Origin of the sequence: Pseudomonas sp. MWU13-2105 (genome assembly GCF_023242315.1) — a bacterium.
In the GTDB taxonomy this organism is placed as follows: Bacteria; Pseudomonadota; Gammaproteobacteria; order Pseudomonadales; family Pseudomonadaceae; genus Aquipseudomonas.
The window spans coordinates 159,628-176,024 of the sequence record NZ_JALLIY010000017.1; the positions used below are offsets into that span (position 1 = coordinate 159,628).

A 16,397-nucleotide genomic window follows, 5' to 3' on the forward strand; every position below is an offset into this window, starting at 1 on the left:
TTTTGTATCTGGATTCAAGAGGCTGCGATGGATCAAGGACTGTTCAATGCGTTGAGGTCATGCTAAAACCTTCCTTTTGTCAATCTGTCTGTAGTGCTCGAAAAATAAGGGTCATTGCCGCGGATTGAGCGGTTCTCATAGGCATTTGTAGGTAAGGTTTTCCATGAAGGCGGTAATTCTGGCGGGTGGGCTGGGCACGCGTATTTCTGAAGAGTCTCATCTGCGTCCCAAGCCGATGATCGAAGTCGGTGGCAAGCCGATTCTCTGGCATATCATGAAGATCTATTCCTACTACGGGATCAATGATTTCGTAATTTGCTGCGGCTACAAGGGGTATGTGATCAAGGAGTATTTCGCCAACTACTTCATGCACATGTCCGATGTGACGTTCGATATGTCCAGTAACACCATGGAAGTCCATCAGCGCTATGTTGAGCCTTGGCGTGTGACATTGGTCAATACCGGTGAGGATACCTTGACCGGCGGGCGCTTGAAGCGTGTCCGAGAGCACCTTGGCAACGAGCCGTTCTGCTTTACCTACGGCGACGGTGTGGCTGATGTCAATATCCGAGAGTTGATCGACTTCCACCATGCCCACGGGAAGCTTGCTACCGTAACGGCCATCCAGCCGCCGGGCAGGTATGGTGCGCTTAACATGCAAGGCAGTCGGGTCAACAGCTTCCAGGAAAAACCTGCCGGTGACGGCGCCTGGATCAATGGCGGCTACTTTGTGCTGGATCCGGCGGTCATCGACTATATCGCTGACGATCAATCCAGTTGGGAAGCCGAGCCGCTGATGCAACTGGCCGAAGAGGGAAATCTCATGGCTTACCAGCACCGCGGTTTTTGGCAGGCGATGGATACTCTGCGAGACAAGAATCACCTCGAGGACCTGTGGAGCAAGGGTAATCCACCCTGGAAGCGCTGGGCATGAATCAGTTCGCTGAGATCTATCGAGGCCGCAGGGTCCTGCTGACCGGGCATACGGGGTTCAAGGGCAGCTGGTTGGCGACTTGGCTCTTGGAACTGGGTGCGCAGGTGACGGGACTCGGTTTGGCTCCCGAGAGCGCACCGGCTCACTGGGATCTGTTGAACAGCGCTTCGATTGATTTGCGTGGTGATATTCGCGATCATGCGGTGGTGCGCAGTGCGTTCGAGCAGGCTCAGCCGGAAATCGTTTTTCACCTCGCAGCCCAGGCGCTGGTTCGGCGTTCGTATCGTGACCCGCTGGAAAGTTGGTCGACCAACGTGATGGGCACGGCGAACGTCCTTGAGGCCTGCCGGCTGACGCCCTGTGTGCGAGCGGTGGTCGTGATCACGACGGACAAGGTATATGCCAACCAAGAGTGGCCTTGGGGGTATCGTGAAAATGACCGCCTTGGCGGTCATGACCCTTATAGTGCTTCCAAGGCTGCCAGTGAATTGGTTGTCGACAGCTATCGCAAGGCGTTCTGGGGGGCGGATGGCGCGCCGTTGATCGCCTCTGCACGCGCTGGCAATGTCATCGGGGGGGGGGATTGGTCGGAGGATCGTCTCATTCCCGATCTGGTCAAGGCTGTGCAAGCTGGCCAATCGCTGGAAATTCGCTCTCCCCAATCGACACGCCCATGGCAGCACGTGCTCGAATGCTTGTCCGGTTATCTTCTGCTTGGCCAGCGTCTTCTGGCGTCCGACAAGTCGGTTGCCGGCGGCTGGAATTTTGGTCCTGCCGCGCAAGACAATCGTACGGTTGCGGAGGTGCTGACAGGGCTGCAGCGACACTGGCCCGAACTCTCCTGGCACACGACATCGGTGGCGCAGCCCCATGAAGCCAGCCTGCTTTACCTCGACTGCGCGCAAGCACGTGCGCGCCTGGGTTGGCAGCCGGTCTGGAGTCTGGAGCAGAGCCTGGAAATGACCGCTGATTGGTATCGTCATCAGTCCTCCACGGGGCAGGCAATCACCCGTGATCAGCTGGCGCGGTATATCCGCGCGGCAGCAGAGGCCGGTTGTATCTGGGTCGAGTCATGAATATTCGGCCCACAACCCTAGATGGGGCGCTGGTGGTTGAAACCCAGCCTTATCAGGACCACCGTGGAGCGTTCAGCCGCCTGTTTTGCGAAAAGAGCCTGGCTCAGGCTTTGGGGGGGCTGCACATTGCGCAGATCAATCATTCTCGCACCACCGCCGTAGGTGCCGTGCGTGGATTGCATTTTCAGCATCCGCCTCATGCGGAGATGAAGATGGTCCGCTGCCTGAAGGGACGCGTATGGGATGTTGTGGTTGATCTGCGCGCCGACTCGCCGACATTCCTGCAGTGGCACGCTGAAGAACTGACTCCGCAAACCGGTCGCATGCTGGTGATTCCGCAAGGTTGCGCTCACGGTTTTCAGGTATTGGAGGCCGATAGCGAATTGCTCTACCTGCACACGGCTTTCTATGAGCCGGCAGCCGAGGGGGCCGTACGTTACGACGATCCACGAGTTGGAATCACTTGGCCATTGCCCGTTACCGATCTTTCCGAGCGCGACAAGAATCACGCTTTGCTATCTAACGAATTCGCCGGACTTCATGTATGAAATGTCGCCATTGTTGTGAGCCGCTACAGCACACGTTTCTGGACCTTGGCTTTGCTCCTCCCTCCAATTCGTATCTGAGCGAAGCGGAGTTGAGTGCGCCGGAAATCTACTTTCCGCTGAAGCTCAAGGTGTGTGACAACTGCTGGCTGGTACAAACCGAAGATTACGCCCAGGCAGACCTGTTCTTCTCCAAGGACTACGCCTACTTCTCATCGACCTCGACCAGTTGGCTGGAGCACGCCAGGGCCTATTCGAAAGCCATGATCGAGCGCCTGGCGCTGGGATCCGATAGCTTTGTGATCGAGGTGGCGTCCAATGACGGTTACCTGTTGAAGAACTTTTTCGCTGCCGATATACCGTGCCTGGGCATCGAGCCGACTGCCAGTACGGCCGCGGCGGCAGAGGACCTTGGCATCAAGGTGTTGCGTGAGTTCTTCGGCGAGACGCTGGGTCGGCGACTCGCATCCGAGGGGTGTCAGGCGGACCTGATCGCGGGCAACAATGTTTTTGCCCATGTGCCGGATATCAATGATTTCACGCGTGGGTTGAAGGCTGCGTTGAAGCCAGGTGGGACCATTACGCTTGAGTTTCCGCACCTCATGCGTCTGATTCAGCACACTCAGTTCGATACGGTGTATCACGAGCATTTTTCCTATCTGTCGCTCTATACCGTAAAGCGGATCTTTGCCCTGGCCGGCTTGCGGGTCTGCGATGTCGAAGAACTGCCGACCCATGGCGGCAGCCTGCGTGTGTATGGCTGTCACGCTGAAGACCTGCGCAGCGATAGTCCTGGGATCGTTCGTGTCCTGGATGCCGAATTGCAGTTTGGTCTGCGTGATCTTGGGATTTATCAAGGTTTTCAGGGACGAGCCGATGAGGTCAAGAATGGCCTGCTCAGTTTCCTGCTCGAGCAAAAACGTGCAGGCAAGCAGGTCGTCGCCTATGGGGCTGCGGCAAAGGGCAATACGTTGTTGAATTATGCGGGCGTCAAGCCCGATCTCTTATCCTATGTCTGTGATGCCGCGCCGTCCAAGCAAGGCAAGTATCTGCCGGGGAGCCATATCCCGGTGTATTCGCCAGAGAAACTCAAGGAAACCCACCCTGATACGGTGGTGATTCTGCCTTGGAACATCGCCGATGAAGTGATCGGCCATCATCGCTATGTAAGAGAATGGGGGGGGCAGTTTGTCGCCGCCATTCCCACGCTGGAGGTCAAATGAGCGAACGGATTTTCTACACCAAACCTTCGATCACCGAATTGGAGGTCGAGTACGCTGCGGACGCGGCCAGAAATGGCTGGGGCGATAGGTGCTACGAGTACATTGCGCGTTTCGAGAATGCGTTCAAGGCCCATCTTGGTGTTGAATATGCGATCGCTACTTCCAGCTGCACCGGTGCGCTGCACATGGGCATGGCTGCTCTGGGCATAGGTCCGGGTGACGAAGTGATCATGGCGGACACCAATTGGGTTGCCACCGTCTCGCCTGTCGAGCATCTCGGGGCTACGCCTGTATTCGTCGATATTCTCCCCGATACCTGGTGTCTTGATCCTGAGCGGGTTGAGTCTGCCATCACCGCCAAGACCAAGGCCATCGTTGCGGTACACCTGTACGGCAATCTCTGTGATATGGACCGTTTGTTGGACATCGGTCGGCGCCACGGCATTCCCGTTATCGAGGATGCGGCCGAAGCGATCGGTTCGGAGTATCACGGCAAGCGCGCCGGTAGCATGGGCGCTTTTGGCAGTTTTTCCTTCCATGGCACCAAAACGCTGACCACCGGTGAGGGTGGCATGTTCGTCACCAACGATGCTGCTCTGTATGAAAAAGTGCTGACGCTTTCAAATCATGGCAGGGCAAGGGGGCAGACCAAGCAGTTCTGGCCGGACGTCATTGGTTTCAAATACAAGATGTCGAATATTCAGGCGGCAATAGGCTGTGCCCAGATAGAGCGCATCGAGGACCTGATCCAGCGTAAGCGGGCAATCATGGAACTCTATCGGGAGCGGCTCAAGTCATACCCGGATATTGAGCTCAATGCACAGCGTGAAGGCACGCTCATTGGTGCGTGGATGCCAACGGTGGTGTTTGCAGAACATACCGGGATGAGTCGTGAGCGGCTGCAGAGTGCTTTTCAAGCCGCCAATATCGATGCCCGTGTATTTTTCCATCCGCTCTCCAGCTTACCGATGTTCGAAGCGCGGCCTGAGAATGTGAACGCCTATTCCATTCCCCTGCGTGCGATGAATCTACCGAGTTATCACGACCTCACCACTGCTGATGTGGATCGGGTGTGTTCGGTTTTTTCGACACTGTAAAAACTTCGAATGGGTCGAGTGTTCGTAGACCCTGATCCAGAGCGCGCCATGAATAAATACTTGAACCCAGAACAGATCACCGAGTTTGAACACAAGGGTGTTTTGATTATTCGGAATTTCTATGACGAGTGCGATATCGATGCGGTCCAGCGCGGTATCTATACGGTCATTGGTCAGGTCATGCTCAGGCACGGTATCGCGGACCAGAGAGGTGTCTATGACCCGCAGGCATTCGACAAAGGCTTTCTGGATCTGATCAAGGTAAACCGTTCCTGGGGAGGGGAGGTCTATGATGCGGTGAAGCAGATTCCCGCCTTCATGCGACTGGTCGCCCATCCGTGCCATGAATCGCTGTTTTCGGAATTGAGGCAAGGGTCTACCCCCGGTATCGCAGCGGGAGGCTACGGCATTCGTATCGATTGCCCATTCGAGGATAAGTATCGTGCGATGTGGCATCAGGAATACCCTGCCCAGCTGCGTAGTGTCGATGGGCTGGTTTTCTGGAGCCCGCTGGTCAGTGTGACGGAGGCCTTGGGGCCGGTGGTATTCTGCCCGGAATCGCATAAGCTGGGAGCCTTGCCTGTCTGCAATGCCGACCCTGAAGGTGCTGGCCGTACTGGCGCCTACGCGTTGATGATCAAAGATGAGCAACAGTACCTGGAGAAGTACAGTAAGATCGCCCCCCTGACTTCGCCGCGGGATCTGGTGATCATCGATTTCATGCTCTTGCATTGTTCTGGTTATAACAAGAGTGATAGGGCGCGCTGGTCCATGCAGTTCAGGTACTTCAATTTTGCAGATCCCGTCGGCCGCTCGCATGGCTGGAAAGGGTCCTATGCAGCTGGCGTCGATTTTCGCGCCGTACATCCAGAATTATTTCACGCGGAGTAAAAAATGATGCACTGCAATGTTTGTCTCACTGAGATCGAGAAGCCTATTTATGCGGCCAACTCGAATCAGTCCCTGACTTCGCTGTGTGAGCTTCGCGATGGACAAGTCAATGTTTGGTCGTGCCCGGTGTGCTCGCATCTGCGCAGCGAGGCTTTTGCCGATACGGTTGCTTATTATGAGTCCGATTATAAGATTCTTCTGAGTGATGAAGAAGAAGATCAGATTTATGAGGTCAAGGACGGTGAAATTGTCTACCGCACTGACCACCAGATAACCACTCTGCTGAGCAAGCTGAACTTGCCTGAAGGTGCTACCGTTCTTGACTATGGTTGCGCGAAGGCCTCCACGCTCAAAAAGTTGAGTGGCGTGCGTACCGACCTGAACATCCATTTGTTCGATGTCAGTTCAATGTACAAGGAGTACTGGGAAAAATTCGTCAGTACCGAAAAATACGCGATTCATACGACGCCTCAATCCTGGGCATCCAACTTTGATGTGCTGACCTCTTTCTTCGCACTGGAGCATATCCCTCAGCCTATCGACACGGTAAAAAAGGTTTATGCCTTGCTCAAGGACGGTGGCGTGTTCTATGGCATCGTTCCTGACACTTTCGGCAACGTCGCGGATTTTGTGGTGATTGATCACGTCAACCATTTCACCACGCCTTCACTGGCCTATTTACTGGACGCTGCCGGATTTACCGATATCCAGATCGACGCCGCCGCGCATCGGGGCGCTCTTGTCTTTACTGCTCGTAAAGGTAGCAAGAAGCCAATAGCTTTCGAGATCGCTGAAACGATCAAGGAGTCGGAATCGTTGGCTCATTACTGGGAGTCGGTCAACCTGTGTATTTCCGAAACTTCGAAAGCTCATGCCGGTGTCACCAAGGCCATTTATGGGTCGGGCTTCTACGGTGCCTATATTGCAAGTGCAATGAATGACTTCGATAAGGTCAGCTGCTTCCTGGATGCCAGTCCTTTCCAGCAGGGCAAAGAGCTGTTCGGCAAGCCGATCCTCGCCCCTGATTCACTGCCAGAGGATGTGAAGGTGCTTTATGTGGGATTGAATCCCAGCATCGCTCACGCAGTCATCGACGGTTTGAGCTGGCTGAAAGACCGGGATATTTCCCTGGTGTATCTGGATGAGCAATCGGCATGATCGCCGGAAAGAATGTCCTTCTTCGTGCTTGGAAAGAGGCTGATCTGCCTCTGTTGCGCAGTATGCGCAACGATGTTGTGCTACAGGCGCAATTGCTGGCCCGCCCGCGAGGCAGTGATGAAAACCAGGTGCGTGATTGGCTGAAAGGATTTGCAGGCGCCAACGATAGCTTCATGTTTATCCTGGCGGATCCTGCCGATGACACGGCACTGGGTTTTCTGCAGTTCAAGAATACCGACTTTATCAGCCGGAATACGGAGCTGGGTATTTGCCTGGCCTCCACTGCCCAGGGACGTGGTATCGGCCAGGAGGTGCTGGCCCTGGCCGGTGCATACATGCGCGATACCTGGGGGCTGGGTAAGATCTGGCTGAAGGTCCGGGGCGACAATGCCGCTGCAGTAAGATGTTATGAAAAGGCCGGTTTCAAGCACTGTGGGAAGCTCTCGAATCACGTGTTCATTTCCGGTGCATGGCATGATGTGGTGCTTATGGAACTTTTTTTGAGCTAAGTGAATTATGAACATCGTCATTTCACAATCGATGCTTTTTCCATGGGTGGGGCTCTTGGAGCAAGTACGCCTGGCTGACGTTTTTGTTCATTACGACGACGTGCAGTTCTCAAAGGGCAGTTTTGTCAATCGGGTACAAGTCAAGACCCCTCAGGGTATGCGCTGGATGGCGGTTCCCTTGGTGGATCTTCATCTTGGGCAAAAGATAAACGAAGTGCAGGTGCCACCTAGCAAAGAATGGCGAGACGTTCACTTCGCATTGCTGGAAAGCAGCTTGGCGAATGCTCCCTTTCGTCGCGACGCGCTGGGGCTCGTCGAGGGGGTCTACGCAGCGGATTACGCTAATATCGGGGCACTGTCCCGTGCATCCTTAATGGCACTGGTCGAGTATTTTGGCCTGGATGCCCACTGTCGCTTTATTGACGTGGAGTCCCTGGATATCCCGGGAAGCAGCAGCGATCGCGTCCTTTCCGTGGTCAAATGCCTGGAAGGTGACAAGTACATTACGGGTCATGGTGCCCGGCGTTACCTCGATCACGAACTGTTCGAGCGTTCGGGGGTGGCCGTCGAATACATGACCTACAACTGCAAGCCTTACCCTCAAGCCCACGGAGATTTTACGCCGTATGTTTCTGCCCTGGACCTGGTGGCAAACTGCGGCAAGCTTGGGCTTGAGTCTATAAATTCTGGAACTACAGATTGGAGAAGCTTTAAGAATGAACCCGCATGAGCAGTTTCGTCAGGAAGTCGCAGAGAATATTGAAGCGTTGGGAGCTGACACCGATCTGCAGGCGCTGTCCCGGGTTTGGGTTCGCGAGATCAGCCGGCACAAGTGGGCCTATAACTTTTCCTGGTTCGGTCGTCCGGCGATTCAGTTCCCCAACGATACATGGGCGATGCAGGAACTGATTTGGGATATCAAGCCGGATCTGATTATTGAAACCGGAATTGCCCACGGCGGCTCGTTGATTTTCAGTGCCTCGATGCTGGCGATGCTCGATTACTGCGAGGCCGTTGAACAGGGCACCAGTCTAGATCCACGTGCAAGCAAGCGTCGCGTTCTGGGCATCGATATCGATATTCGCCAGCACAACCATGACGCGATCAAGGCGCATCCGTTGTCGAACATGATTGAAATGATCCAGGGCTCGAGCATCGACGAGGATACGATCTTCAAGGTTCGGGAATATGCGAAAGGCTACAAGCGCGTATTGGTCTGCCTGGATTCTAATCATACGCATGATCATGTGCTTGCTGAGCTTGAGGCTTATGCGGGGCTCGTCAGCGTTGGCAGTTATTGCGTAGTCTTCGATACCCTGATTGAAGATATGCCAAAAGACCTGATAGTGGACCGATCTTGGGGCGCGGGTAATAGCCCTAAATCGGCTGTTCACGAGTATTTGAAGGCGCACGGCGATTTTGAAATTGACAAGAAGATAGACCACAAATTATTGATTTCCGTAGCTCCGGATGGCTATCTGAAAAAAGTAAAATGATTGAGGTGCTGGCAATGTGCTAGCACCCTTTCCACTGTTATTATGGTTGGGATCTGTGACATCGACTCGCAATAATGTACTGGCCAATTTCTTCGGTGCGGGCTGGTTAGCTCTGATGAGCTTGGCCTTCATACCTTTTTACATAAAGCTAATGGGGGTTGAAGCATACGGCGTTATTGGTATTTTTATATCTCTCCAAGCAGTATTCGCGGTTCTGGACTTGGGCCTGTCCCAATCTCTTGGTAGAGAGATGGCCAGGCTTTCCGTTCTTCCTGACGGTCAGGTGCAGATGGCGCACACTGCAAGAACACTGGAGGTCGTCTATTGTTCTGTAGCTTTGTTCGTCGGGTTGTTGGTGGCATTGATTTCTCATTATTTGGCTTTTTATTGGTTGAATCCTGAGGGTATTTCAAGAGAGTCGCTGAGAACAGCTTTATGCGTTATGGCGTTTGTTGTTGCCTTGCGCTGGCCGCTGAATCTTTATACCGGGGGTATGAATGGCCTACAGCGCCAAGTCTCCCTGAATATTATTCTTATTGTGTTCTCGACTGTGCAGAGCATTGGTGCTCTTTTAGTGCTGTGGCTACTGAGTCCGACGGTTCACGCTTTCTTGGCGTGGCAAGGGTTTATTGCATTGGTGCAGCTTTTGGTTTTTCGTACACTGTTTTGGCGATTGCTGTCATACAAAAGCCCAAAATTTTCGATGGATGTACTTCGCGGTGTCTGGGATTTTGCATTTGGAATGACCGGTATTGCGTTGTTGGCGACACTCTTGACTCAGATTGATAAAATTCTTCTGAGTAAAATGCTGGATTTGAAAGCATTTGGATATTATGTCTTTGCTTCTGCTGTCGCCGCTGTTGTTTTTAGATTCGTTACACCGGTGTTTACAGCCTACCTGCCGCGGTTTACGCAGTTGGTGTCGCTTGAGGATGAGCCTGCATTGGTGGAGGAGTATCACTATGCCAGTCAGATTGTCGCTCTTGTCGTGATTCCTGTTACTTGCGTGGTGGCAATGTTTTCGAAAGAAATTCTGTTGGTTTGGACTTCTGACCTGCAACTGGTAGACAACGCTTGGTTGTTGGTCAGCGTTTTGGCCATAGGTAATGCAATTAATGGTTTGATGAACATACCCTACGCACTGCAGTTAGCCCATGGATGGACGCGATTTGCCATGTACATCAATGCTGTTGCGGTATTTATCCTGGGGCCGATGATCTATTTTGTCTGTTTGAGATGGGGTAGCGTAGGCGCTGCGTCTGTCTGGATTGCGTTGAACAGTAGTTATGCGCTCATTGGTATTCAGATAATGCATAAAAAATTCCTGATTGGCGAGAAGTGGCGCTGGTATCGAGAGTCTTTATTGCTGCCAACCGTAACAGGATGGGCAGTTGTCCTTCTGCTAGGGAAGCTGTTGATATTTTCGCAAACAGAGCGGTTTTTGAATATCGGGCTTCTGTCTTTTGTTTCGCTTATTTGTTTTTTTTCTGTGGCGGTGGTTCTGCCGAAAGTCAGGAAGGCGGTTGTTATGTTTGTGCGGAGCAGGGTGTAAAATGATTACAACGGTCATTCCTACTTATAAGCGCCCTGAAATGCTAAAGCGCGCGATTGAAAGCGCGCTGGCTCAAAATGTTGAAGATCTAAAAGTCTGTGTGTACGATAATTTTTCCAAAGATGGTACCAAGGAAATGGTCCTTGAGTATTGTCGCCAAGATAGTCGGGTCGTCTATGTTGAAAGGCCGGAAAATATTGGCGCCGCAAAAAATATAGAATACGCACTTCGGGCGGTTGACACTGAATATTATACGCTTCTGAGCGATGATGATTTTTTACTGCCTGGGTTTTATGAACAGGCCTTGAAGAAGTTTGAAGAATATCCTATTGCGGCATTTGTTTGCGCGAAAACACTAGCGGTTGATCTCATCAATAAGCGAGTAGAGTATAGGAATAAAGGTTGGGGTTCAGGTCTTGTTAATCCCGGTATCGATATCAGCAGGAAAATGTACTCTTCGCACTTTGTCACTACATCTGTAATGTTTCGCCGTAGTGTGATGGATGCGTTAGGTCCATTCGATCCTTCGGGTAGTGATTTGATGTACATGACAATGGCCTCGGCCATTTATCCCTTTGTAGTGCTGGATCAGTATGGCGCAGCAGTGATGCTTCATGAACAGGCTTATTCCATGCAAGGGGATGGAATGGTCAAAGAGCAAATAGTGAAGTTATATGATAGCTATCTGAAGAATAGTGAGGTTATCTTGCGCTCAGGATTGCCTGTGGCAGAACAGTTTGGCCTCATGATGATGTATCTGAGCTTTTATCAAAATATTTTCGACTCGAAACGCCTTTACCATGTGTTAGGGGCGGAACCCGAGCCCTTGATGACGGATCTATTGGCTCTTCCTTCGCTGATATCCAACCGAGGGCTTGTGGTTAAGGCCTACAATGCCGTGCCCGGCTTCTTGAAGCCTATGGTGAGGTTTTTATATAAAAAGATAAATTCTTTTAATCGGCGGAAGGAGCGTGCGGTATCAGGGGCTTGGGCTGAGTTGCCGGAAGGTGCGTTTGATTTGCTTCGTCATTATGATCCAGATGTATCGAAGCTGAAATTTAAAGGGTGAATAAGTGCGCTTGGTAACGATAGTTATTCCTTGTTATAATCATGCTGGTTATCTTGATCGCGCTATCGCCAGCGTCCTGAGTCAAACGTATAAGAATGTAGAATTAATTGTTCTTGATGATGGCTCTACTGATAACACTCGAGAGGTTCTTGAGCGTTATGGAGATGCCTTTCGTTGGGAGTCTCATGAGAATATGGGGCAAGCCAACACCTTGAATAAGGGGTGGCTAATGGCAAAGGGCGATGTGCTCGCTTATCTAAGTGCCGATGATGAGCTTTTTCCAAATGCTGTCGCTACATCGTTACGTTACTTGCAGGGCGATGTTGTACTGACGTATTGCGATTTCAATCTGTTCGACTCGTCGTCCCAGCTGATTCGAAAAGTTTCGGCGCCGGAATTTGATTATCTCGCTATGTTTAGTCAGTTGATTTGCCAGCCGGGGCCAGGTGCATTCATGACTCGCGAGGCTTTTCAAGCCGCTGGTCTGTGGAACAATACCTACCGGCAAATGCCGGATTATGAGTATTGGCTGCGCTTGGGGTTACAAGGACGCTTTGTACGAATCCCTGAGGTGCTGGCATCCTTTCGTGTGCACGAAGAGTCTCAGACTTTTGCAGTCGCCGATGAAGAAAAGGCCGCTGAGCCTTTACGTGTTATCTCCGACTTTATCAAGTCTGAAAATATACCTTTAGAGGTTCTTGAGTTGAAGGGCGTTGCGTTGAGTAATGCTTGGATCTTCGTAGCACAATTACAGATTCGCGCGGGCCGCTTTCTCAAGGGGGGGCAAGCGCTAGGGCAAGCCTTTATTCTCTATCCGCGTAATTTTTTCCAGGTACGAACTGCTAGAATTCTCTTCAATAGCCTGTTCAACCGTAGCCTTCATCGACTCGTGCGTTGGAAAAATGCATTGCTGCATTGAACGCGCTTACCCATGTCGCATCCTAAGAGACGGACTGCTGCTATGACGATAGAAAGGCTATGCACTGCCCAAAAGATGCTCCGTGATTGTCGTTCAACCGCCTTCCCCCACGGCGAGGCTATGATCGATACCTCGCGGTTCTTGACGCGACCTGGCTTCGGATTCTGTAGCGGTGTTGTTTTTTGGGGGCCTGGGCGGCGCTGATTGAGTTTCGCTTTAGGAAAATTGCGGATTGAGACGAGGGTTGCAAAATGAATTTTAGACCAACGTTCCAATGTCTCAGACAAACCTATCAAACTGAGAGATATGCATCTTGAAAATCTTGCATGTGTCGGACGCTATTGATCCTTCGCTAGGGGGCGGAACGGCGGAGCGTACTTTTCAACTAGCCCTTGCGCTGCACCGTGCCAATGTCGCCTGTACGGTTCTTTGTACAGAGCTGGGGCTGGGGGATAAACGTAGAGCAGAACTTCGGGATATCAAGCTTGTCGCCGTACCGACACTGTTTCGGCGTTTTTTGACGCCACTGGTTTCCTATCGTCGAATAAAGGCTCTAGTGGCCGATACTGACGTCATTCATGTAACCGGGCACTGGAGTGTCCTTGGGGCAATGGTTTGCTTGATGGCACTAAAATTGGGCCGTCCTTATGTTTACTGCCCTGCAGGCTCGTTAAGAGTATTTGGTCGATCCGCGTTATTGAAGAGGATATACAACTGGATGGTAGGCAAGCGCATTGTCCAAGGTGCTGCTCGCTGTCTGGCGGTGACTAACCTTGAGCGGGAGCAATTCACCGAGTATGGCGTCGACGAATCACGGGTCGAACTTTTGCCCAATGGTGTTTATTACTCAGTTCAAGCGACTGCCAATCCCAAGGCTTTCAGGGATGCCTATGGCCTTCAGGATGAACAAATCATCTTATTCCTTGGTCGCCTCAGTCCGATCAAAGGTCCGGATCTGCTCCTTGCGGCGTTTAGCAAAATCGCCAAAAAACTGGAGAGCGTTCATTTGGTTTTTGCGGGGCCTGATGGTGAGTTGAGTGAGCAGTTACGGAGCTCCGTAATATTGGCCGGGTTGTCCAATCGCGTTTCGTTTACTGGATTCCTGGCAGGTCAGGAAAAACAGGATGCCCTGGCGGCGGCTAGTTTATTGGTCGTGCCTTCCCGTCAGGAGGCAATGTCTCTGGTTGCGCTGGAAGCTGGGTTGTGTGGCACGCCGGTATTATTGACGGATCAATGTGGTTTTGATGAAGTGAAAGAGATCGGTGGCGGTTGTGTTGTTGCCGCCAATCCCGAGGCCCTCGCCGAAGGTATGCAATTTATGTTGCTAGATCCCGAGCGCCTCATTGCTCAGGGCCAGCGACTGCGGGCTGCGATTTTATCCAAATATACTTGGGATGGTCTGACTCAGCAAGTATTGGGGCTTTATAATAAATTAAAGTCCAAGTGTTGAGATTTATTTTGGTTGGGTGTGAGTATTTTGAAATTATTAATTGTTTCGCAGTACTTTAGTCCTGAAAGTTTTATTATAAACGATATTGTTAGAAAACTTGCTGCTCAGGGGCATGAGGTGGTCGTTTGCACCGGAAAACCCAATTATCCGGACGGAAACATTTTCCCCGGTTACCGCCTCTGGGGTTGTCAGCGTGAGCGTTACCTTGATCGAGTTGATGTCTTGAGAGTGCCATTATGGCCACGGGGTGACGGGGGGGCAAAAAATTTAGCTCTCAACTATTTGTCGTTCGTTGTCACGGGATTAATTTTCTTTCCGTGGATGCTCAAAAAACGGAAATTTGACGCCATTCTGGTATTTGCTACTTCACCCATTACTCAGGCGATACCGGCTATTGCTCTCAAGTGGATGAAGAGGGCACGCCTCGCTTTGTGGGTGCAGGACCTCTGGCCCGAAAGTCTCGCGGCCACAGGTTTTGTGAAAAATCGACTTGTTCTGAAAATAGTTGGAGCAATGGTCAGGTCTATTTATGCTTGCTGCGATCTATTGCTTGTGCAGTCTCATGCATTTATAGAGGTCGTGGGTCAATATGCAGGCCGGGAAAAAATTGTCTACTATCCCAACTCCATTGATGCACAGTCGTCTGAGACTGGCGGGCAACTTCCGTATGAGTTGTCATGGACGCTGGATAATCACTTCTGTGTAGTATTTGCCGGTAACCTGGGGACTGCCCAAGCGCTGGATACATTATTGCAGGCCGCTATTCACCTTCGCGATGATGGCGATATTCGTTTGGTGCTGATCGGCAGTGGCAGTCGTTTGGAGTGGCTCAAGACGCAGAAACAGGTTCACAGCCTGGATAACCTGATTTTGCCTGGACGCTTTCCCGCCGCAGCGATGCCGGGAATCTTTGCTCGCTCTGCGACGTTGCTGGTTTCGCTCACCGATGAGCACATTTTCAATCAAACAATACCTAGCAAAATTCAGGCATATTTGGCCGCTGGAAGGCCTATTATTGGCTGTCTAAATGGCGAGGGCGCGCGTATTATTCAGGAGGCCGGTGCAGGTGTTTCTTCACCGGCAGAGCAGGTGTTGCCGCTGGTTGCCGCTATCCGAGAAATGCGTTGTCGTAGTCATGTCGAGAGGGAGGCTATGGGAGCGGCGGGTCGAGCCTATTTTGACCAAAATTTTGATATGGACATGCAAGTCCGACACTTGATCGATCTGCTTCAACGCTGAGCAAGTGAGTTTGATATTTCACGGATTGATATTTCGATAAAAGATAATTTCGCGCTGTTTTTTACTGATTTTATTATGCGCAGTAGCCTTTGCGCTGAGTATCGGCCTGGTAGCGTCAGGTAGGACTCTGGTCACGTTATTGATCGCTCGCCGTGCGTGCGTGCGAGTGGCTGGCCGAAGTTTTTCTCTGTGAACAGGAAGACGATCATCAGACGATGCGGGCGCTTCTTTTTTATTATCCTAAGTGTCTTCAATTTGTTGCTTCTGGGTGCGCACTGTTCCAATAGCGTCGTCGCTTATTGGATGCTGGCTGCATGAGCGATTTCACCTCTCTGCTGGAGTGTTCGGCTGCGCGTGTTCAAAGTAGCATTCAAAAAGAGCCACCTTGGTTGGGCGTAGACTGAAACTGTTATTGCCTAATTTTGGGTCGATTGCGGTTATTGGTATTTCGGTTTTATATTTTTGGACTTTTTATCGCTCTATTATCTGGCCGGCAGGTGGTGGGGATCTTTTTTCAGCCTTCGTCGTGGGAGGGATACTGGGAGCGTTGTTTGCCCGGGTATTTGGGGGCGACGTTGATACGCCATGAGGTAAACCCATCGCGTACAATGCCTATGGTGCGGTTGCTCAATCTATGTGTTGTCGGTTCATCCGGCATAAGGCTTTTGATTGTAGGGACTGTATGGTTTTTGCCCGAGTCATTGCTATGGGCTGGTAACGATGGCCTCTTTTGTTGCGATTATTTTTAGTTCTTGACTGAGAATTAATAGGGGTAGTTACTGGTGGCGAATTGTTTACTCCTTTATCGAGGGTCCGGTTTCCAGTTCGTCGCAGCTAAGTCGAGGTATGATTATCAGTGCGAGGTCCTTGTTGTGTGGTGCGTTTTATGATTTCCGGATCAGCGCTTTTAAAGTCAGGACTCGATTTTTTTGTTTCAATGATGCTGGTGTTCATGCTGCTGTTCGCCAGTTCTGCGTTTTTTATGACGTATGTTCGATCAGTCTCTTATATTAACTCGGTTGTCGACATCAGTATCGCTGAAAAATCAAAGCATGCTGTTCAAGAGTCGTCTCCGGTAGTGCTCGATGCTCGTGCCACCGAAGCGTCAACAAATACTGTTCAGTCGTTAGCGCTCCCAGCCCCGCACCGCGTCCGGGCTCGGCTTTCCATCGCCTGATCTCGCCGCGTTCGGTTTTCCGGATCACCGTCTCGGTAGGACTGTTGATGGAGGGGTAGCGT

The 16,397-nt window shown here is 51.5% G+C and carries 16 protein-coding genes; 15 read left to right on the top strand and 1 reads right to left on the bottom strand.

What is annotated here, in order from left to right; all coding sequences use genetic code 11:
* The first annotated feature begins 163 nt into the window (after positions 1–163).
* The 15 genes from rfbF (at position 164) to M5B96_RS24140 (ending at position 15,158) form a co-directional block, all read left to right on the top strand.
* Positions 164–934: a glucose-1-phosphate cytidylyltransferase gene (gene rfbF, locus M5B96_RS24070; protein ID WP_248799490.1), complete on the top strand. Its 771-nt coding sequence runs from the start codon at positions 164–166 to the stop codon at positions 932–934.
* A complete protein-coding gene (gene rfbG, locus M5B96_RS24075) occupies positions 931–2,010 on the top strand; it encodes a CDP-glucose 4,6-dehydratase (protein ID WP_248799491.1) in 1,080 nt (359 codons plus the stop codon). The genes rfbF and rfbG overlap by 4 nt, the downstream gene beginning before the upstream one ends.
* A complete protein-coding gene (locus tag M5B96_RS24080) occupies positions 2,007–2,558 on the top strand; it encodes a dTDP-4-dehydrorhamnose 3,5-epimerase family protein (RefSeq protein WP_248799492.1) in 552 nt (183 codons plus the stop codon). The genes rfbG and M5B96_RS24080 overlap by 4 nt, the downstream gene beginning before the upstream one ends.
* The gene (locus tag M5B96_RS24085) at positions 2,555–3,778 is read left to right on the top strand and encodes a class I SAM-dependent methyltransferase (protein ID WP_248799493.1); all 1,224 of its coding nucleotides are present in this window, start codon (positions 2,555–2,557) and stop codon (positions 3,776–3,778) included. Before M5B96_RS24080 ends, M5B96_RS24085 begins: the two co-directional genes overlap by 4 nt.
* Positions 3,775–4,875 (top strand): DegT/DnrJ/EryC1/StrS family aminotransferase, encoded by a 1,101-nt coding sequence (locus M5B96_RS24090; RefSeq protein WP_248799494.1) that lies wholly within the window; start codon positions 3,775–3,777, stop codon positions 4,873–4,875. The genes M5B96_RS24085 and M5B96_RS24090 overlap by 4 nt, the downstream gene beginning before the upstream one ends.
* Positions 4,876–4,923: 48 nt before the next feature.
* Entirely contained in the window at positions 4,924–5,766 is an 843-nt protein-coding gene (locus M5B96_RS24095) for a phytanoyl-CoA dioxygenase family protein (protein ID WP_248799495.1), read from the top strand.
* A 3-nt stretch (positions 5,767–5,769) separates the two neighbouring features.
* A complete protein-coding gene (locus tag M5B96_RS24100; RefSeq protein WP_248799496.1) occupies positions 5,770–6,924 on the top strand; it encodes a class I SAM-dependent methyltransferase in 1,155 nt (384 codons plus the stop codon).
* Positions 6,921–7,433, top strand: a complete 513-nt coding sequence (locus tag M5B96_RS24105) for a GNAT family N-acetyltransferase (protein ID WP_248799497.1) — start codon at positions 6,921–6,923, stop codon at positions 7,431–7,433. The genes M5B96_RS24100 and M5B96_RS24105 overlap by 4 nt, the downstream gene beginning before the upstream one ends.
* A gap of 7 nt (positions 7,434–7,440) precedes the next feature.
* Positions 7,441–8,163 (top strand): WbqC family protein, encoded by a 723-nt coding sequence (locus M5B96_RS24110; protein WP_248799498.1) that lies wholly within the window; start codon positions 7,441–7,443, stop codon positions 8,161–8,163.
* The gene (locus M5B96_RS24115) at positions 8,150–8,929 is read left to right on the top strand and encodes a cephalosporin hydroxylase family protein (protein ID WP_248799499.1); all 780 of its coding nucleotides are present in this window, start codon (positions 8,150–8,152) and stop codon (positions 8,927–8,929) included. The genes M5B96_RS24110 and M5B96_RS24115 overlap by 14 nt, the downstream gene beginning before the upstream one ends.
* 55 nt (positions 8,930–8,984) lie before the next feature.
* Positions 8,985–10,481 carry an oligosaccharide flippase family protein gene (locus M5B96_RS24120; RefSeq protein ID WP_248799500.1) on the top strand — a complete coding sequence of 499 codons (1,497 nt, stop codon included), beginning with the start codon at positions 8,985–8,987 and terminating at the stop codon, positions 10,479–10,481.
* A 1-nt stretch (position 10,482) separates the two neighbouring features.
* The gene (locus tag M5B96_RS24125; protein WP_248799501.1) at positions 10,483–11,550 is read left to right on the top strand and encodes a glycosyltransferase family 2 protein; all 1,068 of its coding nucleotides are present in this window, start codon (positions 10,483–10,485) and stop codon (positions 11,548–11,550) included.
* A gap of 4 nt (positions 11,551–11,554) precedes the next feature.
* Positions 11,555–12,469, top strand: a complete 915-nt coding sequence (locus M5B96_RS24130; protein ID WP_248799502.1) for a glycosyltransferase — start codon at positions 11,555–11,557, stop codon at positions 12,467–12,469.
* Positions 12,470–12,782: 313 nt separating this feature from the next.
* Positions 12,783–13,919, top strand: coding sequence for a glycosyltransferase family 4 protein (locus M5B96_RS24135; RefSeq protein ID WP_248799503.1), 1,137 nt, complete (start codon positions 12,783–12,785; stop codon positions 13,917–13,919).
* A 27-nt stretch (positions 13,920–13,946) separates the two neighbouring features.
* The gene (locus M5B96_RS24140) at positions 13,947–15,158 is read left to right on the top strand and encodes a glycosyltransferase family 4 protein (protein WP_248799509.1); all 1,212 of its coding nucleotides are present in this window, start codon (positions 13,947–13,949) and stop codon (positions 15,156–15,158) included.
* Between the two features lie 1,028 nt (positions 15,159–16,186).
* Here M5B96_RS24140 and M5B96_RS24145 read toward each other — a convergent pair.
* Positions 16,187–16,397: hypothetical protein (locus tag M5B96_RS24145; protein WP_248799504.1), on the bottom strand; the 211-nt coding region annotated here is incomplete at its 5' end.